The sequence below is a fragment of the Laspinema palackyanum D2c genome (assembly GCF_025370875.1).
Lineage (GTDB): Bacteria > Cyanobacteriota > Cyanobacteriia > Cyanobacteriales > Laspinemataceae > Laspinema > Laspinema palackyanum.
Window position 1 is genome coordinate 120,784 of the sequence record NZ_JAMXFD010000003.1, and the last position, 25,161, is coordinate 145,944.

Consider the following 25,161-nt stretch of genomic DNA (forward strand, 5'->3'; position numbering starts at 1 on the left):
CCACCGGGAGGAATGCAACCGCCACCACCGGGAGGAATGCAACCGCCACCACCGGGAGGAATGCAACCGCCACCACCGGGAGGAATGCAACCGCCACCACCACCACCACAGCAGCAACCGGGACAAGTGCAACCCAATGGCAACCTGGATCTCCTAAACAACCCAACCCCAGCGATCGCCCGTCCTAATGGTCCAGAGGGCGGTCCTCCACCCCCTATTTTGACCGTAGAACCCCTCCGCCCTCCATCTGGACCGGGGGTACAACCGGCTATTGCACTTGCGCCTGGTGGCCCAAATAACAGCAGTTCAGGGGCGATCGGTCCGCAACCTGCGCCGAATACCCTACAACCTCCTGGCGAGAATTCACCTCCCCCAGGTGGCAATCTGCCACCGGGACCAGTTCCACCGCCACCCATCCCCATGAATATGGCAAATATTACCCAATCCCTAGAAGTGGGAAATGTCAGCAATGCTGTCTTACAACTCGATCGCCTTCAGGATCAGCAATTTGCCAATTACTTAGGGACCGATCTGTCTCAACAACCTGTCCAATCCACAGAAAGCATTCGGGATACATTGGGAACCATTACCCAACAAACCAACACCAAACCCGCGATCGTCTATACGTTATTATTGCCGGATCAATTAGAAATCGTGGTTGTTACAACTGAGGGAACTCCCATTCGGAAAACGGTTCCGGAAGCAAATCGGCAAGCAATCCTAGAAGCGGCATTTGAATTACGCCAGCAAATTTCTAATCCTCGCTTCCGAGGTAGCAATCAATATTTACTCCTCGCACAAAAACTGTATCAATGGTTAATTGCTCCCATTCAAGAGGAATTAGCAGCGCAAAACATTGATACCTTACTTTTTAGTATGGATGCCGGGTTGCGGAGTCTTCCCATTGCAGCTTTACATGATGGGGAAAAATTTCTGATTGAACAATATGCGATCGCCTTGATTCCCAGTATCAGTTTAACCGATATGCGTTACATTCCCCTTCGCAACAGTCGCGTGTTAGCAATGGGTGCAAGTCAGTTTACTCAACTCAATGCTTTACCTGCCGTCCCCTTAGAACTCTCCACCATCACCGAACAACTTTGGCAGGGTCAAGCATTGCTCAATGAATCTTTTACTCGCACCAATTTAATTGCCAAACGCCAAGAATATCCTTACCAAATCATCCACTTAGCAACCCATGCCGAATTTAACCCAGGTGAACAAAACAATTCATTTATCCAACTTTGGAACGAACAACTACATCTGGATGAATTGCGGACATTAGGATGGAACAATCCTCAAGTTGAGTTATTGGTCCTGAGTGCCTGTCGGACTGCGGTTGGTGATGAAACTGCGGAATTAGGATTCGCGGGTTTAGCACTTGCTGCTGGGGTTAAATCCGCCTTGGCCTCTTTATGGTATGTTAGCGATGAGGGGACTTTGGCACTGATGACCGAATTTTATCAACATCTGGCCGAGGTACCCATCAAAGCTGAAGCGTTGCAAAACGCTCAATTATCTCTCCTCCGGGGAGAAGTCAAGATTGCCGAGGGCGAACTGCGGGGGACTGGCGCTTTGCGCGGGTTAGAACTGCCTGCGGATTTAGCAGGAGTAGAGAATACGGATTTATCTCACCCTTATTATTGGGCGGGATTTACCATGATTGGCAGTCCCTGGTAACGGTAAAATACAAGTCCAGAGGCGATCGCAAGTTGGAATAATGGAATAAAGGGATGATTCTCACTGTAACTGCAACTCACGAAACCACCATTCGCACCCATGCCGAACGCACCTATCCCGAGGAATGCTGTGGGTTGCTCTTAGGTGAGATTACCCCCACAGGTAAAACAGTGGTGGAAGTGTGGGAAACCGAAAATGCCTGGAGTCCAGAAACCGCAGGGGAATTATCCGCGCCGGACACCTTGACAAAAGAACGGCGCTATGTTATACATCCAAAAGACCTGCTGAGAGCGCAGAAACAAGGACGCGATCGCCAGCTTACCATTATCGGCATCTATCACTCCCATCCCGACTATCCCGCGATTCCTTCGGAGTGCGATCGCGAATATGCTTGGTCAGAATACTCCTATATTATTGTCGCTGTAGAACAAGGCCAAGCCACCCAACTGACCAACTGGTCTTTAGACGAAACCCATCACTTCCAACCCGAAACCCTCGTGATTGCAACGGCTGAATCGTAAAATGGGCAAGAATTCCCGCTTTAGCGTTAAGAAACTTTGCGGCGATCGCGCCCAGGCAAACATTGTCAACAAATTTCGATAAAATAGGAGTTTGCCCTGCCCGAGCAACATTGCCATGTTAAATCCCAATCTGGACGAAATCCAGTTAAACTCAGACGATTACGAACGGTATTCCCGTCATTTAATCTTACCCGAAATTGGCGTAGAAGGACAAAAGCGCCTAAAAGCCGCCAGCGTCCTTTGTATCGGCACCGGAGGTCTCGGTGCACCCTTGTTGCTCTATTTAGCTGCTGCCGGGGTCGGACGCATTGGCATCGTCGATTTCGATGTCGTCGATACCTCCAACCTGCAACGGCAAGTCATCCACGGCACCTCCTGGGTCAACAAACCCAAAATTGAATCGGCGAAAAACCGGATTTTGGAAATTAATCCCTTCTGCCAAGTTGACCTCTACAACACCCGGTTAAGTGCAGAAAATGCCCTAGATATCCTCAAACCTTACGATATCGTGGTAGATGGCACCGATAACTTCCCCACGCGGTACTTAGTCAACGATGCCTGCGTTTTGTTGGATAAACCGAACGTCTACGGTTCCATCTACCGCTTTGAAGGTCAAGCGACGGTGTTTAATTATCAAGGCGGTCCCAACTACCGCGACTTATACCCCGAACCGCCACCGCCAGGAATGGTTCCCTCCTGTGCTGAAGGTGGGGTGTTAGGTATTTTACCCGGAATTATTGGGGTAATCCAAGCGACAGAAACCGTGAAAATTATTACGGGTGCCGGAACTACCCTGAGCGGTCGGCTGTTGCTTTATAATGCTTTGGATATGAAATTCCGAGAGTTGAAATTGCGGCCTAATCCAGTTCGGCCCGTGATTGAAGAACTGATTGATTATGAACAGTTTTGCGGAATTCCTCAAGCAAAAGCAGCGGAGGCTCAACAACAAATGGAAATTTCAGAAATGACAGCCACTGAACTCAAGCAATTGATGGACAGTGGTGCCAATGATTTTGTGCTGATTGATGTTCGTAACCCGAACGAGTATGAAATTGCTCAAATTCCCGGTTCAGTTCTGGTCCCTCTGCCGGATATTGAACAAGGGAAGGGAGTGGAGAAGGTGAAAGAATTGGTAAATGGTCATCGTTTGATTGCTCATTGCAAAATGGGCGGGCGATCGGCTAAAGCTTTGGGGATTTTGAAGGAAGCAGGGATTGAAGGAACGAATCTCAAAGGTGGAATTACTGCCTGGAGTCAAGAGGTTGATCCGTCGGTGCCGCAGTATTAAGGGATTCAAAATTTCCGGCTAGAATACTGGGTTTTTTGACCCCGTGCGATCGCCCTCAAACATAACTGGGGCGATCGCACCCACAAAAAACCCCCCAGAGGGCCTGGAGGGGTTGGAAATGTGACATGAGGGCATGATTTTTTGAAGGTAACCCATCCCTACATTCACCCAGCGATCTTTGAATGAATGCAAGGATTGAGGTCCGGTGTACTTAACTCTGACATAAGGACCAAACCAAACGAAATGCGCCGAGGGCATTAGAGGGTGTCAACGCTCTAATGCATTGGCATTGCTTGCGTCCAGCTAGTGATTAATATATCCAGGCCAGATTGCGTTCGTATGAAAGGGGTATGAAGTTTGCATGACAGTTCCAAACGCTCCTCAGTCGGTTTGAACCTGACTCAAGTCTAAAAATAATCTGGGCGATCGGCAACAATATCGGGCATTCTTTTGGTTATGTGCTGACTATCCGAAAATTAAGTAACCGTAAATATCCCCCCTTGTCAACTATCTCCAGATAAATTTTTACTTGATCCCACTCGGGGATTAATCATTTTTTAAAAATGCTGATTTAATCCCCAAATCGGGAAAACTAAGAAGAGGAAGGACATAATCCAGTAGGATCAACCCTAATACCTGAAACCATCATTAATTGAGGATAATGCTATGTTAGGCCCCACGTCTGAAGCCCAACGACATCAATCAACCTCCCTGGAGGGGTCAGCAACCCCATCCCGCACCTATCGAACCGACTCTCGGACCGAAGCTTGTCGTCACAATGGTTGGGAGAAAGAAGAAATGGAAATGGAGACAATGCTGCGGGATCTTCCCGATCGCCTCTCCTCCTTAGAAAGCTTCCGCGAACGGTCTACTGGGTGGTAAACTTATCAGTCAATTAACAGGAAAACGTTTGATTTCTGAGAACCCTTGCGATCGCTGGCTTCCCACAAACCTGAGTGCAGCCCGATTTAATGGTAGACTGATACCCTGGATCGCCAATCCCACCGATGAAACTGGTTTTCGTCTTTCCGTCCGCCTGGGTTGCTTCTTTCAAAATTCTGTTCCTGTTGGGTGCCACGTCTGAAACCCCAACAGGACACGATCCCAACCCAGGATGACCTACCATTACCTAGAATTTAAACCACTCACCCCCACCGCCAACCGCTACAATTTGGCCCAAGGAAGTACAATATTTAATTCATGTTCAACGTCACGACTTCAGTCGTTCTTCTCTAATGTTCAACGTCACGACTTCAGTCGTTCTTCTCTAATGTTCAACGTCACGACTTCAGTCGTTTCCGGGTTCCTAGAAACTGATATTTTGCACGAGTGGCAAGAACTGCAGGGATTTGACCTCCCGCGAATGTTTCTTGAAGAAACGACTGAAGTCGTTACTACAAACAAAGATAAGAACGACTGAAGTCGTTACTACAAACATTGAGTTATAAAGGTGAAAGTAGATGAACCTGCCCTCTTCCCCATTAGACCGAACGGAATGGAATGCTGAACTGTACGATCGCAAACATGGATTTGTCAGTCAGTATGGAACCGATTTATTAGAACTCTTGCAACCTAAAACCGGCGATCGCATCCTCGATTTAGGCTGTGGTACAGGTTATCTCGCCCAACAAATTGCCAGCAAGGGTGCTGAAGTCATCGGCGTAGATCAGTCTATTTCGATGATTGCTCAAGCGCGTCAATCCTATCCTCACCTCACCTTTGAAGTCAAGAATGGAGAAAAATTAGACTTTTCCGAACAATTTGATAAAGTCTTTTCCAACGCGGCCCTCCACTGGATGAAGGCGGCAGAAAACGTCATTGAAGGAATTTTTAAATCCTTAAAACCTGGGGGATTATTTGTCGCCGAATTTGGCGGGAAAGGAAATGTTCAACAAATTATTCAGGCTTGCTATTCTAACATAGAATCGGCAGGTTATCCCCTCGATATCACGCTCACTCCTTGGTATTTTCCCAGTATTAGTGAATATACCACCCTGTTAGAAAATAGAGGATTTGAGGTAGATTTTTCCCAATTGTTTGACCGTCCAACTCCGTTAGAAGATGGGGAAAATGGATTAAGAAATTGGATTGCCATGTTTGGAAATAGCTTATTTGCTGAAATTCCCCAGGAAGCGCAACGGGCAATTTTGGCCGATATCGAAACTCAACTGTCACCGCAATTGTATCGAGAGGGGACTTGGTTTGCGGATTATAAACGAATCCGAGTTAGAGCCAAAAAAGTAGGATAGCTTCCCAAAACAATCCCACGGTTTGCTGCCGTGGGTGAGGAGTTTGAACGAGGGGTTTTCCCTATGCGGTGCCGCTTCTGTCCGGTAAAATCCAACAGAGTAAAGGGCAGTAAACGATGCTGAACATCGTTATGACCAGCAGGATCCATAAGCTATTGATCATTTCAGGTGTCATGGTTTTATCTGGCTTCCCATCCTATCCGGGGTTAACTCAGATCAGATGCTTGCCATCCTCGAATTCAATAAGGGTTTTCGGGTATCTGATTTAATTATGACCGATCGCCTCTCAATTTGTAGTGAAAATTACATAAAACTTTATATATTCATGCTATTTGGCAAGCAAATATACTTATGTCAAAAGCCCTAAAAATCGCCCTCCCCCGATCGCCGGAAGAGGACGAGTTTCTGCAACATTGGCTCCAACTTGGATTAAGTGCGGGCTAACAGAGGAGCCGCACCGAGCAAGGTTTTGGTATAGGGATGCTGAGGATTTGTGAAAATCTCGCGGGTGTTGCCGAGTTCTACAATCTGCCCGGAATTCATCACCGCAATGCGATCGCAGAAAAACCGCGCCACCCACAAATCATGGGTAATAAACAAATAAGTCAGGTCAAATTCCTGCTTTAACTCCAACATCAACTCCAAAACCTGAGTTTGGACGCTGGCATCTAACATACTCACCGGCTCATCACAAATCAGTAACTGAGGCTGCGTAATCAAAGCGCGGGCGATCGCCACCCGTTGCTGTTGACCCCCAGACAAATCCGAAGGATAGCGTTCATAAAAGTCCGATGCCGGAGTTAAACCCACCCGTTCCAACATCTGCATCACCAATTCTTTAGCTTTCTGCGGAGTCGCTAAATTATGAATAAACAGGGGGTCAGCAATGCTTTGTCCTACCGTCATCATCGGATTAAGACAAGCATGGGGGTCTTGAAACACCATCTGGATCTGTCTGCGTTGTTGCTGCATCGACCGCCGGGACAGTTGGGTGAGTTCCTGACCCAAAAATTCCACTTGACCACCCGTAGGGGTCACCAGTTGTAAAATCGTGCGAGAGAGGGTACTTTTTCCACAGCCCGATTCTCCCACTAACCCGAGAGTTTCTCCTTTGTAAATCTGTAAATTGACCCCATCCACCGCTTTAATTGTCTGGTTTTGTTTCCCTAACAGCCAGCGATCAAGTAAGTTAGTTTCTAGGGTATAGTGTTGCTGTAAGTCTTTCAGACAGAGCAGAGGAGTGGATTTGAGGTCGGGAGGGGTTTGGACAGCATCTGGGTCGATCGCCTGAATATGTAAGGCAGCTTTGAGGAGGGATTGTGTATAGGGATGTTGCGGATTAAACAACACCTCTTGAGTTTTGCCGGTTTCTACCATTTCCCCTTTATACATCACCGCAATGCGATCGCAATATTCCCCCACCATTGCCAAATCGTGAGAAATCAGCAACAGGGCCAAATCGCGCTCTCGACAGAGGCGAGTGAGTTCCTGTAAAATTTCTGCTGAAACCGTCACATCTAAACTGGTGGTCGGTTCATCGGCGACAATTAACTTCGGATCTAGCAATAGGGCCAAGGCGATCGCCACCCGTTGGCGCATCCCCCCACTAAACTCATGAGGATATTGGGACCATCGCGCTGCCGGAATCTTCACCGCCTCTAACGTGGCAACTGCCTTATCCTTAGCCTGTTTTCGGCTTAAATTCGGTTGATGAGCGTTCAGGGTCTCTATACAATGATCTCCAATCGTCATCAAGGGGTCTAACCTCGTCATCGGGTCTTGAAAAATCAGGGCCACCGCTTCTCCCCGAAACCGGCGTAACTCCGATGGGGTCAAGTCAAAGACGGACTGACCCTTAAAGTACACTTTTCCCTCGACTAAGCTAGAGGGAGGCAACAATCGCATCGCGGCGCGTCCTAAGGTAGACTTACCGCAGCCGGATTCTCCCACCAGTCCCATCCGTTCCCCCGGTGACAGGGTAAAGGACACCCCATTCACCGCCCAAACCGACTCACTCCCACCCCCACCACGTCCGGAAGGGTAGGCAACTCGCAGATTTTCTACACGAAATAAAGCGTCATTCATGGTTGTTGGTTGTTGGTTATTTGATGGGAGATGGGGTAAATGGGGTTCATGTTTGTAGTAACGACTTCAGTCGTTACCGCGTGACGAAAGCGTCAGCTTTCGTCACGCACCCCTGTCCGGATCCTCCAGTTTCTTCACAGGCGCTTAAGCGGATCATGTTGAGTGTCACGGGTTCAGGCATGAAACGACAGCAAGTCGTTACTACGAACTAAGAGTACGACTGAAGTCGTTACTACGAACTAAGAGAACGATTGAAGTCGTTACTACGAACTAAGAGGACGACTCCTTATTGCGGTTTATCAAAGCGCCGCATTAAATAGGCGACGCCGAAATCGCCATTGGGGTGTTGTTCGAGAACTTCCGCGAGTTGGAAGACCATTTCTGCCACTTCTGGGCCTAATTTGTCGATGGTGGCATCGCGTTCTTTTTCGGATTGAAGGATCGATCGCACTCGGGCTTGCCATTCCCCCGAAAAAATCTGTTCTAGGCTATCATGGAGTTCTAGTTCTTCGAGGATTTCCCATTCCCCGCGATCGCACCAGAACCCGCCACAACTGGGACAGCGTTCCACATAGAACGGGTTTTTTGCCATCACTTTGGAACGGGAAAGGTAGCGATTACATTCCGGACATAATCCTGCTTTCATGTCCGTCTCAGGGGGAATGAAGTCTCTGCCGACTTCGCGAGTCACATAAGTTGGGGGAATCATCTGCCGACGTTGCTGCGATCGCCAGGGCTCGTAGTCCGTTGAGGAAATCCAACTGCCTTGACAATCCACACAGTGCTTGACGGGGAGATCCCCGGACAAAAATCCATCGACTAGGGTCTCATTCTTATCTTTTGGGCATTGCATTGCTCTTTCTTTCCCGGTTACACCTTCAAAAATGGGACTTGGAATGAATTGGGGCTAGACAATCCAGAATTGGGGAGGGCAAATCCGGACCTTAACCCTGGCCCCTGAAACTTAATTCGGGGCGGGGATCGACAAAATGGCTTCGCAGTAGCCGATGCAACTCTTCAGGCGATCGCGGACAGCAATCCAACGCCGCTCAAGAGTCTGCGCTTGTCGAGCCGAACCTAAAAACATCACGTCATTTACCAATAACCGGATCTGCTTATGCAGTTCCGTCTGAAACGACTGCACCAGGGACACCATACCCGGGTCTAGCTCCTCCATCCCTAAGCTCAAGATTTGAGCCTGAAAAATTTGTTGCATTTCAAGTGTACTGGCTCGCACCGTCGCTTGATCCGGATTCGGTGTATTGGCCATTTCCGTCAATTGCTTTAGTGCTTGCATCAAATTTTGATAACACTGGACATGAACATCCGGCAGCATAAGTTGAAGAAATTTGTCTATATTAATAAAGTAGGCAATCCGTACAATTTAATAAAACTTTAACTTAGATATAAATTGCAAGCCTGAGCGATGCAGAGTCTCTTGCCCGGTATGTATTCTGGCCCAGAGGGCAAGAGGGACCCTGCACCCTCAGCCAGTATCTCCTTATTTCAGGTGTTTCTGTATCTGAAGATACAATAAATGCCCTAAAATTGATAAATCTTCTCAAGCCCACCCCATTATTAATCCTTCAGACAGTCTTATGATTATGAACCCCGTTGCTCCAACCTGCTCCTTTGATGTCGAGATTCCCGAATGGCTGCAAACCTGCTTAATCTCCTATAACGACTCTCCAGACTCAGCCTATCCAGACCTATCCCAGAACGATAACTCCCTGATCTGTCGCGCCTTTGAATTTGCCTATCAACTCCATGAATGTCAGCGGCGCAAATCCGGCGAACCTTATATCATCCATCCGATCGCCGTTGCCGGACTCCTGCGGGAACTCGGTGGCAGCAGTGCCATGATTGCCGCTGGGTTTTTGCATGATGTCGTCGAAGATACCGAAGTTACCTTAGAAGAAATCGAAGAACGCTTCGGGGAAGAAGTCCGCCAACTCGTCGAAGGCGTCACCAAACTCTCCAAATTTAACTTTTCCAGCAAAACCGAAAGGCAAGCAGAGAACTTCCGCAGGATGTTTCTGGCAATGGCTAAAGATATCCGAGTAATCGTCGTGAAACTCGCCGATCGCCTGCATAATATGCGAACCCTAGAGTCCCTCGCCGATGTCAAGCGACAGCGCATCGCCCTGGAAACCCGCGAAATCTTTGCACCCCTAGCCAATCGTCTGGGGATCGGGCGGTTTAAATGGGAACTGGAAGACTTAGCCTTTAAATATCTCGAACCCGAATCCTACCGCCAGATGCAGGATCTCGTCGCCGAAAAACGGATCGACCGCGAAACCCGCCTGAATAAAGTCACCGAAACCCTGCGAATGCGCTTGGAAGAACTGGGGATCGGTTGCACCGAAGTCAGTGGACGTCCCAAGCATCTGTACGGGATCTATCAAAAAATGCAGCGCCAGAACAAAAAATTTGAAGAAATATACGACGTCGCAGCGGTGAGAATTCTCGTCCAAAAAAGCGAAGAATGCTACCGAGCCCTGGCGATCGCTCATGATGCCTTCCGTCCGCTACCCGGTCGATTCAAAGACTATATCGGTCTACCTAAACCCAACCGCTATCAATCCTTGCATACCGTCGTCCTCGGACCCACAGGCAGGCCCATTGAAGTGCAAATCCGCACCGTAGAAATGCATCACGTTGCCGAGTACGGGATCGCAGCCCACTGGAAATATAAAGAAACCGGCTCCAGCCACAGTAAACTTAATAACGATGATGAGAAATTTACTTGGTTACGGCAGCTATTGGAATGGCAAAGTGACCTCAAAGATGCTCAAGAATATCTCGAAAATGTTAAGGATAATTTATTCGATGAAGATGTCTATGTCTTCACCCCTCAAGGGGATTTAATCTCTCTAAAACAAGGGGCAACACCCGTGGATTTTGCCTATCGAATTCATACAGAAGTCGGCAACCATTGTGCTGGGGCGCGGGTGAATGAGCGATTGGTTACTTTGGATACGCCCTTAAATAATGGGGATATCGTCGAGATTCTCACTCAGAAAAATTGTCATCCGAGTTTAGATTGGCTGAATTTCGCCATTACGACAACAGCGAAAACCCGAATTCGCCAGTGGTACAAGCGATCGCATCGCGATGAGAATGTCCAACGGGGTCGGGATATGTTGGAAAAAGAATTGGGCAAAAATGGATTTGAATCCTTGCTCAAATCGGAACAAATGCTGCAAGTGGCTCAACGCTGCAATTACCACAGTGTGGAGGATTTACTCGCCGCAGTCGGCTATGGAGAACTCACCATCAATCAAGTGGTCCATCGCCTGCGGGGTGAAGTCACCGATCGCCAAACCTTGGCACAGACTCAGCCCTTGTTACTGCCCGGAGTCACCGTCAGGGCCTCTCTTCCCCCAGCACAGACGAAAGGGAAACACCCGATCGCCGGAGTCGAGGGATTAGTTTATCATCTGGCTCGATGTTGTACACCGATCCCCGGAGAAGCCATTATTGGGATTGTCACCCTGGGAGATCGGGGGATTTCCATTCACCGCCAAGGCTGTTCCAACGTTCACGGGATTCCCGGCGATCGCCTCGTCCCCGTCAACTGGAATCCCACGGATTGCTCCGAGGGTCGTCCTCAAAGCTATCCCGTTGAGATTTCAATCCAAGTGCTCGATCGCGTCGGGGTACTCAACGACATTTTGTCTCGATTGAAAGATAACAATGTCAACGTCCGCAGCGCCAACGTGAAAACTTATATGGGTAAACCAGCAACCATCGAACTGGGGATCGATATTTGCGATCACCACCAACTCGAACGCACCTTTAACCAAATTCGACAAATCAGCGATGTGCTGAATCTGCGACGCCTGAGCAATGTTGCGGATTAACTCAGAGCGATCGGTCCGATGTGGGTATAGATCTCCGCCGTGGGAGACTCTATATTCGGGAGAATGCCATAAAGGGGACGATTGCGGACCCCGATTTGGTCTCAGGACCTCTGAGATTCGTGTTTAATCCCTTGGGCGATCGCGCGATCGATTAACTCGCATCCCTGGGCCACTGACTCCACCCGGGCCAACTGATCCCGTAGCTCTCCGGCACCGTAAAACCCTTTCACATACCAAGTCAAATGCTTTCGCGCCTGTTGCACTCCGCGATCGCCTTTGTACTCCCACAACCCGCGTAAATGCTCCTTCGCACATTCCAATCGCTCAATCGGGGTAGGTGCAGACAACTCCTCCCCAGTTTTCAGGAAATGGTCAATCTCTCCCACTAAAAACGGATACCCCAAGGTCCCCCGGGAACACATCACCCCATCCGCCCCTGTTTCCTCCAAACAGCGCACCGCCATTTCCACCGAAAAAATATCCCCATTCCCAATCACCGGAATCGAAAGCACCTCTTTAACTCGTCGAATCCACTCCCACTTGGCACTGCCATGATATCCTTGGTCCCGAGTCCGACCATGAATGGTAATCATCGCCGCACCCGCATCCTCCATTCCCTTGGCAAAGTCAAGGATATTAATCTCCTGATCCGACCAACCAATGCGGGTTTTCACCGTCACGGGGACGGATACCGCTTTGACTACTGCACGGACGATCGCCTCGGCAGTTTTGGGGTCCCGTAACAACGAAGAACCCCCGCCATTTTTGGTAATTTTATTCACCGGACAGCCCATATTAATATCAATGGTATCGGCCCCTTCTGCCACCGCCATCACTGCCGCCTCCGCTAAGAAATCTGGGCGACAGTCAAAGAGTTGAATACTAATCGGACGTTCATTGGGGTCCACTTCCATAATTTTAGGAACTTCCCGCAGATAGTGCAAACTGCTCGCTTGCACCATTTCAGTGTACATCATCGAGTCTGGCGCGTAGCGACGGACCAGACGACGAAAGACTAAATCTGTCACGCCAGATAGGGGGGATTGCAAGACCCGACTTTTAACCGTAACCTGACCAATTTTTAGGGGAGTTGCTAGTTTTTTTTGCAATTCAGGAGAAAGAACGGGCATTGTTGAATTCCGGGTTGTCACGATTGGTTGTAAAGGAACACAGGGGTGATTGGGTCTTTATCGTTTGCCGAACAATCGCCTAATTTCCCGTTCAGAAACCGCTGTTTCTTGTTGAATTTCATCACATTTTTGTTTCTTCAACAGATTAACTTGAGCTTCGGTTTCCACCCCATCAGCGACTGTCCTTAAATTGATGCCGTGGGCCATTTGGATAATGGCATTGAGAAGGGGAGCATTTTGAGTGGGATTACCAATCAAACTCCGGGATATTTTGAGACTATCCAAACCCAAATTTCCCAGATAATTCAGGGAACTTTGAACGATGCCAAATTGGGCGATGGTGAGGTGCAATCCTAGCCGTTTGAATTGGAGCAATTGAGAGCCTAGGGCATTCAGGTTTTTGGTATTGGCGATCGCCTCGGCTGGAATCTCTAATTCCAAATACCGAGGGTCGAGACCCGTACTTTTTAAAGCCTCAATTATCATCTCGGTGATATTTACATCATTTAGCAATTGTTCCGAGATACTCGTCGAGATTCGGACCGAGAGTTTTGCCTCATTTTGCCAGAGTTTCCCCTGCTGACAAGCGATTTGTAACATCCATTCACTCATCTGACGCACCAGTCCCACTTCTTGGGCTAAAGACATGACTTTAGCGGGGGGAATCGGTCCCAATCGCGGATGATCCCAATAAGGGACTGCCGCAACTGACGTAATTTTTTTCTTCCGAAGATCGATGCGGGGTTGATAAAAGACTTGCAGTTGTTTTTGCTCCCAACTGCGCCGCAAATCCGAGGCGAGTTCCAACTCCTTAGCCGTATCAAATCCAAACAAGGGACGGGTATAGATTTTACAGGAATTGCCCCCGGATTGCTTGGCTTCACCCATTGCTACCCTGGCTTGTCTGCGGAGTTCTTCCACATTGGATACAGTGGGATAAAAGGCGATGCCGATTGAGGCGGTGAGGGGAATGGATTTGCGTTCAATCGGGTAGGGTTGAGCGATTTCTTGTAATAATTTTTGGGCGATCGCTACAGCAGTTTCTTTCTCAGCCACCGGAGGTAGCACAATTCCAAACTCGTCACCCCCCATCCGAACTGCACCGACTCCATTTAGTCGTTCAGTAAAATCCATCAGGCGGCGGGCCACCTGTTGTAAAATTAGGTCACCCTTTCCATAACTAATAGTATCATTAATTCGAGCAAATTTATCCAACCCTAAGAGGAGGAAGGGAACAAGGGGATTTCTGCCCTGACTTTGGGCGATCGCCTCTTCCAATAAACCCTCTTTTCCCTCTAATCTGGACAAGTTCGGTAAACCCGTGAGAGAATCAAATTTTTCTAAGAGATTAAGTTGTTCTGACACTTTCTTAATCTGTTCAGTTTGCTGTCCCGTTCGTTTGAGTCTCGCTTCGATCGCCTCTAGTAATTCCTTCTTAGTAAAGGGTTTTGTCAGATAATCATCCGCCCCCAGATTCATGCCTTGACGCACATCGGAACGATCACCCTTTGCCGTCAAAAAAATCAAGGGAATATTGACGGTATTCGGATCCGCTCTTAATGCTTGTAATACCCCATACCCATCGAGTTCGGGCATCATAATATCACAGATAATCAGATCGAACCCCTCGGATTTTGCCAGTTCAACCCCTTCCCGTCCATTGGTAGCCCCACTTCCTTCAAAATCTTCAGCTTCCAGAAAATCGAGGATGTTATTCAGAATTTCCGCTGTATCTTCAATGACTAATATTTTGCTCATACCCTTTCTATTTAAGACAATCGCTTATTCCTAAAGCAGTGTTTTGGGCAAAATTGCCTTGATTATTGCTAACTTACACCCCGACTTGAAGCAAATGGCAGACATCCTTTCAGTTTCACCGCTTGATTAATGCTTAAGGATTCTCGGCCTGACTTTCCAGTTTATTATAGAATAAAGTTCTGGGCTCGGCAGTGAGTTAGAGTTACTAATTTTTCCAAAAAGACTGACCCCCGCTTGATTGCTGATTGAGACGAGTTATGCTCTTTGGCAGTAAGCGGTTCGCTATTTAAATTGTGTACTCTTAGGGAGCAAGATGTGAAGCCGGGGGACATCGCTTACGCGCATCGCGCACAGGAGAAGGGGCCAGAATCGCACATCGGAGGCTCAGGCGTCGGATCCATTGTCAGAATACTGCAAGGTTCGCTATAGTCAAAGAATCGGCTGGCTTGTTCTCAGGCTTCCCATCCCTAGCTAGAAGTCCAGGGCCCCTCAAAAGTCCCGCCGGCGATCGCCACTCTTGCCAGATCCGAAACCCTTCCTCTGAATAGAACCACCGCCGTCCTCCTCATCGGTCTTTTTTCTGGCAGATTCAGCGTTTAATCTGCCTTCATATTTGTTTTAGGTTTTTTCTCTGCTGAAAATTTACCCTTCTCAGTCAGAATTTAGCCAAAAATTGCCGACTAGGTGAAGAAAGGTAAAGCAAAGAAGATGCAAAGAAGGTGTGAAAGAAAAATGCCTATCCAGCGATCCCCTCACCGATTGCGGAACGGAGAGAACCGCTATTGTAGCTAGCGATATCAAAGCATATCCATCCATGCACTCACCAGGAGCATCATTGTCATGCCAAATCAAGCCCGTGATCTCGAATGTGGAGAATATTCTCCATCTCATCTGGAGTTAGAACTCTTAGATCTACTAACCCAAACCGAAGTTCCTTATCCTTGGAACCCGAGTGCGATCGAAGCGGAGGCTTATTTTGCCAGCGTCGAAGCGGCTGAAGCCCCCTTGTGGTTGGATGACGAAGCCGACTTCGCACCCCAAGCACAAACAGCGATCGCCGCTTTCGAGAGACTCTGGTCCGCCAATCCCTCGGAAACCTCCGCAGTGGAGAGCGTTAGAGCTACTTTACTGCAAAAGTTTGGGACACAAGTTCCTTCGGACTGGTTAGAGGCGATCGCCCAACGCGCTCAAACCCTAACCTCGACCACAACCCCGATGGCTCAACGATTAGTCCAATGTGTCAGCGAACTGCTGCCGCAATGGACCCCGGAAGATTTACAGGTTTTAGCCCGACCCTTTGCCTACGCTATGCGAGGCGAATCCCTCGACTCTACGGTAACCACCATGAGCGAGAAAACCTGGTCAAACTTATCGGAGATTGAAAAAGCCCGCCTAAGTTTGGCGATCGCCCGTTATGCCGTCTCTGAATTAGAAAATTTTTCGGCATAAATCACCGGGGGTGTTATTTTAATAACCTTGCACTCAACTTTAATTCAGGGTCAACACTTTCTTAATGGGATGGCAACCTCATTGTGCCAAGCATTCCCATTGCTTCAACCGATTAGCTGGTTCAGCATCTCGGGAAGGAGTCTTGATAATCGGTGTATCCCCCGCGATCAATCACCTTGATAGGGTTAATCCAAACACTGGATCACACTATTTCATACAAAGGGCGGGGGATATTGCTGTAATCCCGAGCGAATATCCCTCAATGTAACATCATCACCCCAGAACAGATACACTGGTTAAAAGCCCCTTTCACATTAGAGCCAGTGTTCTGAATGTCTTGGTCTGAGATTCCTTGCCTGAGCATCGCGATCGCGCCCTTAAATACCAACTCTGATGCAAAACACTTTGCCATCTGGGTTCTCAAAGCCCCCTATCCCGGTGGCTATGTTCATTATGACTGTCCCTGGCCCGATAGCCTCACCCAAACCTGGCAAGCGTGGCATCAGCTATTTTCCCTACAGCCCTTGCCCTCAGTCTGGAATCTGCTGCCTTCATCCCAAGACAATGCCTTGTCCCTGCTCAACCCCAGCAGCAGTAAGTCTCCAGCCAGTTACAGTGCTCGCCTGATGCAGCAGTTAGGACTCCAGCTTTGGGATTGGCTATTTGGGGAGGCGCTTCAAAATAGCTACGCCCAAAGCATGGGGATCGCAATGGGTCAGGACCGACCTCTGCGGATCCAGTTAGAAATTCGGGACCCCGAACTGATCGCGTTGCCTTGGGAACTGATGCAACCCCGTCCGGGTAAACCCACCATTTGCCTCAATCCCCAATTACGATTTAGCCGGACGACCAGTGATGTAGACCCCCTAGCGATTCGTTGCACCGCGCAAGCTTTAAAAATTTTATTAGTCTTAGGGGAAGAAGTCGAAACCCCCGGTGATTCCTCCCAACCGGAAAACCGCCTGCAACTGCAAAAAGAAGCGAATGCCTTAGCGCAGGTCCTGGAACAGAGCGATCGCAACCGTCAAGGCAGTGACAATATCCTGCCGGTATCTTGCCATGTAGATACCTTAATCCAACCCACACCCAGTGAACTAATCGAAACTCTGGAAACGGGAAATTATAATATTTTCTTCTATGCAGGTCACGGCATCTGTGCGCCTGCGGGGGGTCAGTTATTATTAAGAACGGGAACTCCCCTGAGTGGGACGGAATTGGCTCAAGTGCTGGTCCGCTCAGAAGTGACTTTAGCGCTGTTTAATGCTTGTTGGGGTGCTCAAAGCGATCGCCAGAATGAACAAGCGATTCCGCGCAGTAGTCTCGCCGAGGTCCTGATTCATCATGGCGTCCCGGCAGTATTGGGAATGCGCGACTCGATTACTGATGAAGAGGCGTTAAGTTTTATTCAAGCTTTTACCAGCGCCTTGGCGGACCGAATGTCTATCGATCGCGCTGTGGCAGTCGCCCGACAACAGTTATTAACGGTTTATAAATTTAATCAACCCGCCTGGACCTTGCCGGTCCTTTATATGCATCCGGAGTTTAATGGGGAATTAATCCAACCCCTGGATTATCTGGAGACGGAACTCCCGGAGAACACGCCTTCGGGGATTCGGCCTTTAATTAGTCTGGCTTATTTGCGATCGCTCGATATCAGCAATCAAGTCTGGCCGATTCGCGGGGGCCTCATGCGCGTGGGGCGTCGGTCTCAGAATGACCTCGTGATTCAGGAACGGTGGGTTTCCCAACGACACGCCGAAATTTTTTATCGGGATATGTCTGGGACAGGTTCGGTCCCCGCTTATTTTCTGCGGGACTTTTCTCGGTATGGAACCTTAATTAAAAGTAGTGATGGCTGGCAAAAAGTCCACCATCAGGAAGTGAAGTTAGAATCAGGAATTTTACTCAAATTTGGCAGTTCCCAGGGTCAAACGTTAGAGTTTGCCATTGATGAATGGCAAACTCATGACACCGGAGAAAAGGGATAAGATAAACATCCCATCCGCTTCTCAAGCATCAGTACAAGTGTAGAAATCAATAAAAACCCCCAGCCTTTAGGCTGGGGGTTTTTATTGACCTAAAATGTGAAAAGACGCCCTTGCTTCATCTCAGGAGTACAATTGTAAAGCTGAGAAACGCATGGGCGTCTATATTTAATTTGACCAGGAATTGAACCGGGAAAAATTTAGAATAGACCGAGAGTCAGAGACTTGTCGATCGGCATGATTGCGCCGACTCCCAACCAGATGGTGAACAAAGTCCCAAACAGGAACACTGCCGTAGCCAGAGGACGACGGAAGGGGTTTTGGAATTTGTTGACGTTCTCAATAAAGGGAATAACCATCAAACCAACGGGAATCGCACCCATCAAGGCAATTCCTAACAGTTTGTTAGGAACAACGCGCAGCATCTGGAACGAAGGCCACAGATACCATTCGGGAAGAATTTCTAAGGGCGTCGCGAAGGGGTCAGCGGGTTCTCCGACCATTGCGGGGTCGAGAACACCCAATCCAACGCACAGGGCGATCGTCCCGAGAATAACTACGGGGAAGACATACAGCAGGTCATTTGGCCAAGCGGGTTCGCCATAATAGTTATGGCCCATCCCCATTGCCAATTTAGCCCGCAACTTCGGATCGCTCAGATCCGGCTTTTTCAAAATAGACATCTTTGAGAATCCTCTCCTTATTGTTAAGGTCGGCAGGTCTTGACTGCAATTGCTAAAAGGATACAGCGATCGCAGGGTGATGAATGTCAAACAAGGATCTCTTTACAAGGGACCGGAAATACCTTGCTTGCGAATCATTAAGAAGTGCAGCAACATGAACACGGCAATCAGCCAAGGCAACACGAAGGTGTGCAAGCTGTAATAGCGAGTCAAGGTGCCTTGACCCACACTGGTACCACCGCGAAGCAGTTCAACAATGGTAGAACCGACTACAGGGATGGCTTCGGGAACCCCAGAGACGATCTTAACGGCCCAGTAACCCACTTGATCCCAAGGGAGAGAATAGCCGGTTACGCCAAAGGAGACGGTAATCGTTGCTAAGATCACGCCGGTGACCCAGGTGAGTTCCCGAGGTTTTTTGAAACCGCCGGTTAGGTAAACTCGGAACACGTGCAGAATCATCATCAGGACCATCATACTGGCGGACCAGCGATGGACGGAACGGATGAGCCAGCCGAAGTTGACCTCAGTCATCAGGTACTGGATGGAGGAAAAGGCTTCGGTAACGGTGGGGCGATAATAGAAGGTCATCGCGAACCCAGTGGCAAATTGGATGAGGAAGCAGACTAGGGTAATCCCGCCCAAGCAGTAGAAGATATTGACATGGGGAGGGACGTACTTGCTGGTGATGTCCTCAGCAAGCGCCTGAATTTCGAGGCGCTCTTCAAACCACTGGTATGTTTTGGAGTTCGTTACGTCTTTGGAAAACATTGCAGCAAGCGTTCCGAAAAGATTAATGCGTTTCTTCCAAAATGTAACATAATCTAAACACTATTTTCATAAATCTAAGTCCCTTTGACGATCGCCGCTAATCCCTTTCCCCTAGGCCCTTCTGTACAAGGGATTGGGGTGGGGATCAGCCTTGAAGGTGGGGGGCTAGTTTTATGAGAAAAGGTCAGTATCAACTGGCCCGATCGCCCCGGGTCAGAGATCGCCCAGAGGGGTGGGATCTAGAGTTAGAGCGATCGCCCTCCCGATCGTCGCCGAACCCCTTTCTTGTCAACCCTCCCAATGCTAGATAGCAAAATTCCCTAAACTGGGGTAACTTTAGCTCATACCTTTAGACTCATAAAATTTGATATAAGCTTTGATCAACCTTTCAAAATCGGCATTATGGCAAAACGAGTATTCCGAGTAGGGCTGTTATTGGTCTTGCAATTTACCCTTGCCTGTTGCTGGTGGACGCCAGAGGCTTATGCCCTGAGCGAAGAGCAGCAGTTGATTTCGCAAGCGTGGCGGATCGTGAACTACTCTTATGTAGATGAGAGCTTTAACCATCAAAATTGGTGGTTCGTGCGGCAAAAGGCGCTGAAACATCCCCTATCCAATCGCGAAGAAACTTATGGGCAGATCCAAGAAATGCTCGCGAGTTTGGATGACCCCTTTACCCGATTATTAAAACCCGATCAGTATCGAAGTTTACAAGTCAATACCTCGGGAGAGTTAACTGGGGTGGGTTTACAAATTGCCCTAGATGAAGAAACGGGAACCGTCGCCGTGATTGCCCCGATTGATGGGTCCCCGGGTCAGAAAGCGGGATTGCTCCCGGGCGATCGCATTCTGAAAATTGAAGGCACCTCTACGGTGGGTTTAACCTTAGATGAAGCGGCAACTAGAATGCGCGGCCCCATTGGAACCACAGTGACCCTCACCATTAGGCGAGCCGAAACTCAAGCGGTAGAAGAGGTTCCTCTAGTCCGGGAGTTGATTGCCTTAAACCCCGTCACCTCAAAATTGCAGTCCACCCCCGATGGTCGTTCCGTGGGCTACATTCGGCTGAGTCAATTCAACGCCAATGCCGCAACGGAAATTGCCCAGACGGTGCAGGCGTTTGAGGAGCAAGGGGCGGATGCCTACATTCTCGATCTACGGAGTAATCCGGGGGGACTCTTACAAGCGGGGATAGAAATTGCCCGACTGTGGCTCGATGGAGGTACGATAGTCTATACAGTGAACCGGCAAGGCATAGTGGGCAGTTTTGAAGCGATGGATGAAGCACTGACCGATGATCCCTTAGTGGTGTTAGTCGATCGCGGGACTGCCAGCGCCAGTGAAATTCTGGCCGGTGCTCTACAGGATAATGGACGGGCCTTGTTGGTGGGAGAAAAAACGTTTGGCAAGGGGTTGATTCAGTCCCTATTTGACTTAGCCGATGGTTCGGGATTAGCAGTAACCGTGGCGAAGTACGAAACGCCAAATCACCGGGATATCCATAAGTTGGGGATCGTTCCGGATAAAGAGGTGGCATTAGATCCGATATCGCGCGATCGCTTGGCAACGGAGTTTGATCGCCAATATCAAGCGGCATTGGACTTACTCATTGATCCCAATGTGGTGGCAGGTGTGCACTAGGGTTGGGGCAGTTGTCCAGATCCAGCGGGCGCTTCAGCGACTCGGCTGTACCTGGGCAGGGCCGTCATTTGTCTAATTTGAACCACCGGAGGCGGTTTAAGGGTCTAAACCATTCAATGGATTGAAAATCCCTGGTTTAGGGGCGATCGCCTTAACCCGTTCGGGAGTGCTAGACGCCGGTTTGACTCGGACAAGTCGCACTCCCTAACCCTGGACGATCCGATCCGGATTGAAAAGTGACACATCCGCAAAGCCAACTTGGAGAGGACCTCGGTAAGGTGATTCTAGTGGGTTATGGAAGAGGATGAAACAGTATGAATCCTGGCTTTTTTGGTCATCAACAACATAGAAATAGCTATCCCTGCACTCCGGATTCGGCTTTGGCCAATCAAGGGTCTGGTCTGGTCAAGGGGCCTGCAAGGAGCAAACGCCAGCGCCGGTCTACCTGGGAAGGACCCTCCCCCAGTGGGGTGGCGTTAGGGTCCCCAGGGTTATCCCCGCAGCAGTTACGTCAACAAGCAAGTTTGACGGTTCAACGGGGAGACTATGCCGGGGCGATCGCCCTGCTGAGTTCGTTAGTCTCTCAGAATCTCGCCAGTGCCATTGACTACAACAATCGCGGGTTGATGTACTTCCAAAGTGGGGAGTATGAGAAAGCCCTGGCTGATTATAACCATGCCATCGAGCTAGATTCTCAACTGTCCCAAGCCTACAACAATCGGGGTAATTGCTATGCCGCTTTAGGGTTGCGCGTAGAGGCAACTTTGGACTATGACATGGCGATCGACCTGAATCCGTTTAACGTGCGGGCGCTGATCAATCAGGGGATCACGTTGCGGGAAATGGAAATCTATGAATTGGCGATCGAGAATTTTGAGATAGCTTTGGGACTCGGGCAAATTGAAGGGCATATCTTTGCTGAACGAGGCCGGACTTATCATGTGATGGGAGAATGGAATGCGGCGATCGCCGACTATCGACGCGCTTTAGAATTTTTGCCTGAGTCTACCGCTTCATCCGCTGAGGTTTCCACCCGGTTGCGATCGCTGGTCAAAAATTGGATTCATGAACTGATTGGTTCTTCCGAAACTGATCCCCATTCCTAAGCCAGAGTCTCAATCATCGCCCTCATCCTACTTCCTCGGATAAAAACCATTAGGGAAGCATAACCGGCAAAAGATGCCACGGTTATGCTCTGTTTGAAAGCCTGCTCTTACTCTGCCTACCCGCCTTGTTGAGGGGTTAACGCTTCACTGTGGCAGTCGGCTTATTTATCAATCACAATTTGAATCTTATTGGGATCGACCCGATAGCTGTGTTCTTCCATAATACTCGTCGCTTGTTCCGGAGCCATCAACCGTTGCAGTTCAGATTGCAAGCGATTCACGCGGGTTTCAACATGGTTGACTTCAGCCCGAATATCCTGTAAATCTTGCTGCCGAGACTGTTGATACGGAAGCAGGGTGATTACCGCAGAGACGGCAACCACCGAAAGCACCGCATTGACGGCTAACTTCACCGTAGTTTCAGCGGCGATCGCCCGGTAAAGATGACGCCGTTGGTGCTGTTGCGACAACCCGCGTCTTTTTGGACGTCGCGTTTCCACAGGTATTAAATGGGGCGTTGAGGGTTGAATTGCATTCATGAGAGTGACTATCCCTTACCTTGCCTGAAATATCAGTTTCAATTCAAAAAAAAGCAGTTACCGGATCTAAACCGGGCTTTGTGGTTGCGCGGCAGGACGAGCGCGTATCCCACCTGAATTCTACTCCCTTGTTTAGATCTCAACCGCCTACCTTAAGACTTTTTTCTGAAAAAAGCTTGCAGAAAATTCCTCAACCCTCAAATCATCCCCCAGATTAACCCGGTTAGGGGATCCTGATTGGCTATTTTGTTTTCTGGCATTGATTTCGGAAACAAGTTCCCAAATTAAGAGCCGGTCAAGGACCCTTACTGGAGGCAAGGGTCCTCGACCGGCCCTAAGCCGTTGGACTGGGACAACCTTACTTGTACAGTTCGGTTGCCAGACGGAAGGCTAAGATTCCCGGAATTAAAGCAACAACCAGTGCCACTAGGACTTGGGTTTCAGAGATTCCCATAATTCAGACCTCCTTGATAATTAGATATTTTTAACTACTTTCGGCTATTTCGTGCCGTGAGGAAACCCATTGTTACAATATGCAACAAATAGTTCTGCCATTTTACTGCCTCTCGGGACTCAACAGGACTCTCAACCAGAGGGATCAGGCTAAATTTATTCCGGGAAACGGGAGATCCGGTGTACTGAAACTTGTAATAAAAGGTTAAGCTGATTGAAGACCGCTGATCATTCCAGCCCAAGTGATTGCCCCCGATTTTGCCCGAGGTTGCCGCAACGGGCAAGCTGCTCTCGACTCCCACAGAGGGCTTCATCGGCCCAAGTCCCTCGTCAGAGGAGGGCGTTTCGAGACTCCAAGGCAAAAAGAGGGAAAATCATGGCCGAATGATGGGTTCGGTTTCCCTGCGTGACCGCTATCAAGGAAAAATTTTCGTTAATGCTAGACCGATTTAGTGATTTTTATCCCCATAATATCGGAATTGAAACAGGTTTCCTGCTGCTGATTTTAGTAGCGTTGGAGTCGGTGCTCTCGGCAGACAATGCGATCGCCCTAGCATCGATTGCCCAAGGATTACCGGAACCGAAGATCCAGCGTCAGGCTCTCAATTTTGGGCTATTGGCTGCTTTTATCCTCCGGATAGCGTTGATTTTTACCGCCACTTGGGTGATCAACTTTTGGCAGTTCCAGCTCATTGGAGCGCTTTATTTGTTGTGGTTAGTCTTTCAGTATTTTACGTCCTCAGACGGGGAAGACAATCAGCGGAGTGGCCCGAAATACAATTCCTTGTGGCAAGCGATTCCAATCATTGCCATGACAGATTTGGCCTTTTCGTTGGATAGTGTCACCACCGCCATTGCTGTTTCCTCAGAAATTTGGCTGATTGTGACCGGCGCAACCATTGGCATTGTTGCTCTACGGTTTATGGCTGGATTATTTATCAGGTGGTTGGATGAATATGTTCACCTGGAAGATGCGGGTTATATTACCGTAGGCTTGGTGGGATTGCGTCTGCTGCTGCGCGTGTTTGACGCCGATTTCATCCTGCCGGAATGGTTCTTGATTTCCTCGATTGTGGTGTTATTTATCTGGGGATTTTCCCTCAGAAAGCCAGAGACTGAACTCGAAAATGCCGTTGAATCTGCCACGAGTCACGATGCAGAGGCGGTGGCTCCCATCCAGGAAAAGGAAGAAGTCATCCAGGACTAAGCGTTGAGAAGAATTAAGAATTCACCCAGGGAAATTCTTAATTCTTAACGCTTAGTCCTGGAGTTTCAAGGTCTTGGCTTCAGAATAAAAGCGGCGATCGCCTCTATTCGTAAAGCCAGCCTGCCATCGCTGAATCCCAACTCACCAGTTCTTCCGGTGTAAACCATAGGCTAATTTCCTTGGCCGCAGTTTCGATCGCATCGGACCCGTGGATCAAGTTGCGTCCGACACTCACGCCAAAGTCTCCGCGAATCGTCCCGGGTTCAGCGGTCAAAGGATTGGTTGCGCCAATGATTTTTCGAGCGGAGGAAACCACTCCATCTCCTTCCCATACCATTGCCACCAATGGACCCGAGGTGATGAACTTCACTAACCCAGGAAAGAACGCTTTTTCCTGATGAACCTCGTAATGTTTTTCGGCCAACTCCCGAGGCACGCTCATCATTTTCAGTCCCACCAGGGTGAACCCTTTGGCTTCAAACCGCCGAATAATTTCCCCGATGAGTTTGCGTTGGACTCCATCGGGCTTGATTGCGATAAATGTCCGTTCCAAACCAATCTCCTAGCACTTGACGATTAACAACTATCACCCTTTAAGCCTATCTCAGAACGTTCCCTCCTCCAGGTCTGAACCCCAATCAATTTCTCAACTCATCGGTTCGGTGTTATCTGAAATACACGAGTTTTCGTGCAATATGCTAACATCCACGGTTATGAGAGCGCTATTGTATTCTGCCGGTTGAGGCCGGATTC

The 25,161-nt window shown here is 48.9% G+C and carries 22 protein-coding genes; 11 read left to right on the forward strand and 11 right to left on the reverse strand.

Annotated features, from left to right (window positions below; all coding sequences use genetic code 11):
• The 4 genes from NG795_RS05670 to NG795_RS05685 all read left to right on the forward strand — a co-directional run.
• Positions 1-1,680: CHAT domain-containing protein (locus NG795_RS05670; protein ID WP_367287693.1), on the forward strand; the 1,680-nt coding region annotated here is incomplete at its 5' end.
• Positions 1,681-1,733: 53 nt separating this feature from the next.
• A complete protein-coding gene (locus NG795_RS05675) occupies positions 1,734-2,201 on the forward strand; it encodes a M67 family metallopeptidase (protein ID WP_367287694.1) in 468 nt (155 codons plus the stop codon).
• Between the two features lie 115 nt (positions 2,202-2,316).
• Positions 2,317-3,489: a molybdopterin-synthase adenylyltransferase MoeB gene (gene moeB, locus NG795_RS05680; protein ID WP_367287695.1), complete on the forward strand. Its 1,173-nt coding sequence runs from the start codon at positions 2,317-2,319 to the stop codon at positions 3,487-3,489.
• A 666-nt stretch (positions 3,490-4,155) separates the two neighbouring features.
• Complete coding sequence (locus NG795_RS05685) at positions 4,156-4,371, forward strand: hypothetical protein (RefSeq protein WP_367287696.1); 216 nt, start codon at positions 4,156-4,158, stop codon at positions 4,369-4,371.
• A gap of 13 nt (positions 4,372-4,384) precedes the next feature.
• On the opposite strand, the gene NG795_RS05690 is transcribed toward NG795_RS05685, so the two are convergent.
• A complete protein-coding gene (locus NG795_RS05690; RefSeq protein ID WP_367287697.1) occupies positions 4,385-4,543 on the reverse strand; it encodes a hypothetical protein in 159 nt (52 codons plus the stop codon).
• A 406-nt stretch (positions 4,544-4,949) separates the two neighbouring features.
• On the opposite strand from NG795_RS05690, the gene NG795_RS05695 reads away from it, so the two are divergent.
• Positions 4,950-5,738, forward strand: a complete 789-nt coding sequence (locus NG795_RS05695; RefSeq protein ID WP_367287698.1) for a class I SAM-dependent methyltransferase — start codon at positions 4,950-4,952, stop codon at positions 5,736-5,738.
• A 429-nt stretch (positions 5,739-6,167) separates the two neighbouring features.
• Here NG795_RS05695 and NG795_RS05700 read toward each other — a convergent pair whose 3' ends face one another.
• The 3 genes from NG795_RS05700 to patD form a co-directional block, all read right to left on the reverse strand.
• A complete protein-coding gene (locus tag NG795_RS05700; RefSeq protein ID WP_367287699.1) occupies positions 6,168-7,823 on the reverse strand; it encodes a dipeptide ABC transporter ATP-binding protein in 1,656 nt (551 codons plus the stop codon).
• Between the two features lie 286 nt (positions 7,824-8,109).
• The gene (locus tag NG795_RS05705) at positions 8,110-8,676 is read right to left on the reverse strand and encodes a zf-TFIIB domain-containing protein (RefSeq protein ID WP_367287700.1); all 567 of its coding nucleotides are present in this window, start codon (positions 8,674-8,676) and stop codon (positions 8,110-8,112) included.
• 111 nt (positions 8,677-8,787) lie between these two features.
• The gene (patD, locus tag NG795_RS05710) at positions 8,788-9,159 is read right to left on the reverse strand and encodes a heterocyst frequency control protein PatD (RefSeq protein WP_367287701.1); all 372 of its coding nucleotides are present in this window, start codon (positions 9,157-9,159) and stop codon (positions 8,788-8,790) included.
• 262 nt (positions 9,160-9,421) lie between these two features.
• Here patD and NG795_RS05715 point away from each other — a divergent pair, with 262 nt between their 5' ends.
• The gene (locus tag NG795_RS05715; protein ID WP_367287702.1) at positions 9,422-11,686 is read left to right on the forward strand and encodes a RelA/SpoT family protein; all 2,265 of its coding nucleotides are present in this window, start codon (positions 9,422-9,424) and stop codon (positions 11,684-11,686) included.
• 101 nt (positions 11,687-11,787) lie between these two features.
• Here the strand turns inward: NG795_RS05715 and dusB are convergent, their stop codons facing one another.
• Positions 11,788-12,816 carry a tRNA dihydrouridine synthase DusB gene (gene dusB / locus NG795_RS05720; RefSeq protein WP_367287703.1) on the reverse strand — a complete coding sequence of 343 codons (1,029 nt, stop codon included), beginning with the start codon at positions 12,814-12,816 and terminating at the stop codon, positions 11,788-11,790.
• Positions 12,817-12,873: 57 nt separating this feature from the next.
• Positions 12,874-14,574 (reverse strand): EAL domain-containing response regulator, encoded by a 1,701-nt coding sequence (locus tag NG795_RS05725; protein ID WP_367287704.1) that lies wholly within the window; start codon positions 14,572-14,574, stop codon positions 12,874-12,876.
• A gap of 840 nt (positions 14,575-15,414) precedes the next feature.
• On the opposite strand from NG795_RS05725, the gene NG795_RS05730 reads away from it, so the two are divergent.
• Both NG795_RS05730 and NG795_RS05735 read left to right on the forward strand, forming a co-directional pair.
• Positions 15,415-16,023: a hypothetical protein gene (locus NG795_RS05730; protein WP_367287705.1), complete on the forward strand. Its 609-nt coding sequence runs from the start codon at positions 15,415-15,417 to the stop codon at positions 16,021-16,023.
• A gap of 332 nt (positions 16,024-16,355) precedes the next feature.
• Positions 16,356-18,011: a CHAT domain-containing protein gene (locus NG795_RS05735; protein WP_367287706.1), complete on the forward strand. Its 1,656-nt coding sequence runs from the start codon at positions 16,356-16,358 to the stop codon at positions 18,009-18,011.
• Positions 18,012-18,208: 197 nt separating this feature from the next.
• Here NG795_RS05735 and petD read toward each other — a convergent pair whose 3' ends face one another.
• Both petD and petB read right to left on the reverse strand, forming a co-directional pair.
• Positions 18,209-18,691, reverse strand: a complete 483-nt coding sequence (gene petD, locus NG795_RS05740) for a cytochrome b6-f complex subunit IV (protein ID WP_015148287.1) — start codon at positions 18,689-18,691, stop codon at positions 18,209-18,211.
• Positions 18,692-18,793: 102 nt separating this feature from the next.
• Positions 18,794-19,462 carry a cytochrome b6 gene (gene petB / locus NG795_RS05745; protein WP_254566507.1) on the reverse strand — a complete coding sequence of 223 codons (669 nt, stop codon included), beginning with the start codon at positions 19,460-19,462 and terminating at the stop codon, positions 18,794-18,796.
• Between the two features lie 402 nt (positions 19,463-19,864).
• On the opposite strand from petB, the gene ctpA reads away from it, so the two are divergent.
• Both ctpA and NG795_RS05755 read left to right on the forward strand, forming a co-directional pair.
• On the forward strand, positions 19,865-21,103 hold the full coding sequence (gene ctpA / locus NG795_RS05750; RefSeq protein ID WP_367287707.1) for a carboxyl-terminal processing protease CtpA: 1,239 nt from the start codon (positions 19,865-19,867) through the stop codon (positions 21,101-21,103).
• A 314-nt stretch (positions 21,104-21,417) separates the two neighbouring features.
• A complete protein-coding gene (locus NG795_RS05755; protein ID WP_367287708.1) occupies positions 21,418-22,209 on the forward strand; it encodes a tetratricopeptide repeat protein in 792 nt (263 codons plus the stop codon).
• A gap of 161 nt (positions 22,210-22,370) precedes the next feature.
• Here the strand turns inward: NG795_RS05755 and NG795_RS05760 are convergent, their stop codons facing one another.
• Positions 22,371-22,748 carry a slr1601 family putative cell division protein gene (locus NG795_RS05760; RefSeq protein ID WP_367287709.1) on the reverse strand — a complete coding sequence of 126 codons (378 nt, stop codon included), beginning with the start codon at positions 22,746-22,748 and terminating at the stop codon, positions 22,371-22,373.
• Positions 22,749-23,106: 358 nt separating this feature from the next.
• Positions 23,107-23,202, reverse strand: a complete 96-nt coding sequence (gene psaM / locus NG795_RS05765; RefSeq protein WP_015148281.1) for a photosystem I reaction center subunit XII — start codon at positions 23,200-23,202, stop codon at positions 23,107-23,109.
• A 435-nt stretch (positions 23,203-23,637) separates the two neighbouring features.
• Between psaM and NG795_RS05770 the strand changes: the two genes are divergently transcribed.
• Positions 23,638-24,408 carry a TerC family protein gene (locus tag NG795_RS05770; protein ID WP_367287710.1) on the forward strand — a complete coding sequence of 257 codons (771 nt, stop codon included), beginning with the start codon at positions 23,638-23,640 and terminating at the stop codon, positions 24,406-24,408.
• A gap of 103 nt (positions 24,409-24,511) precedes the next feature.
• On the opposite strand, the gene ndk is transcribed toward NG795_RS05770, so the two are convergent.
• Positions 24,512-24,961, reverse strand: a complete 450-nt coding sequence (gene ndk, locus NG795_RS05775) for a nucleoside-diphosphate kinase (protein WP_254566513.1) — start codon at positions 24,959-24,961, stop codon at positions 24,512-24,514.
• Positions 24,962-25,161 lie beyond the last annotated feature (200 nt).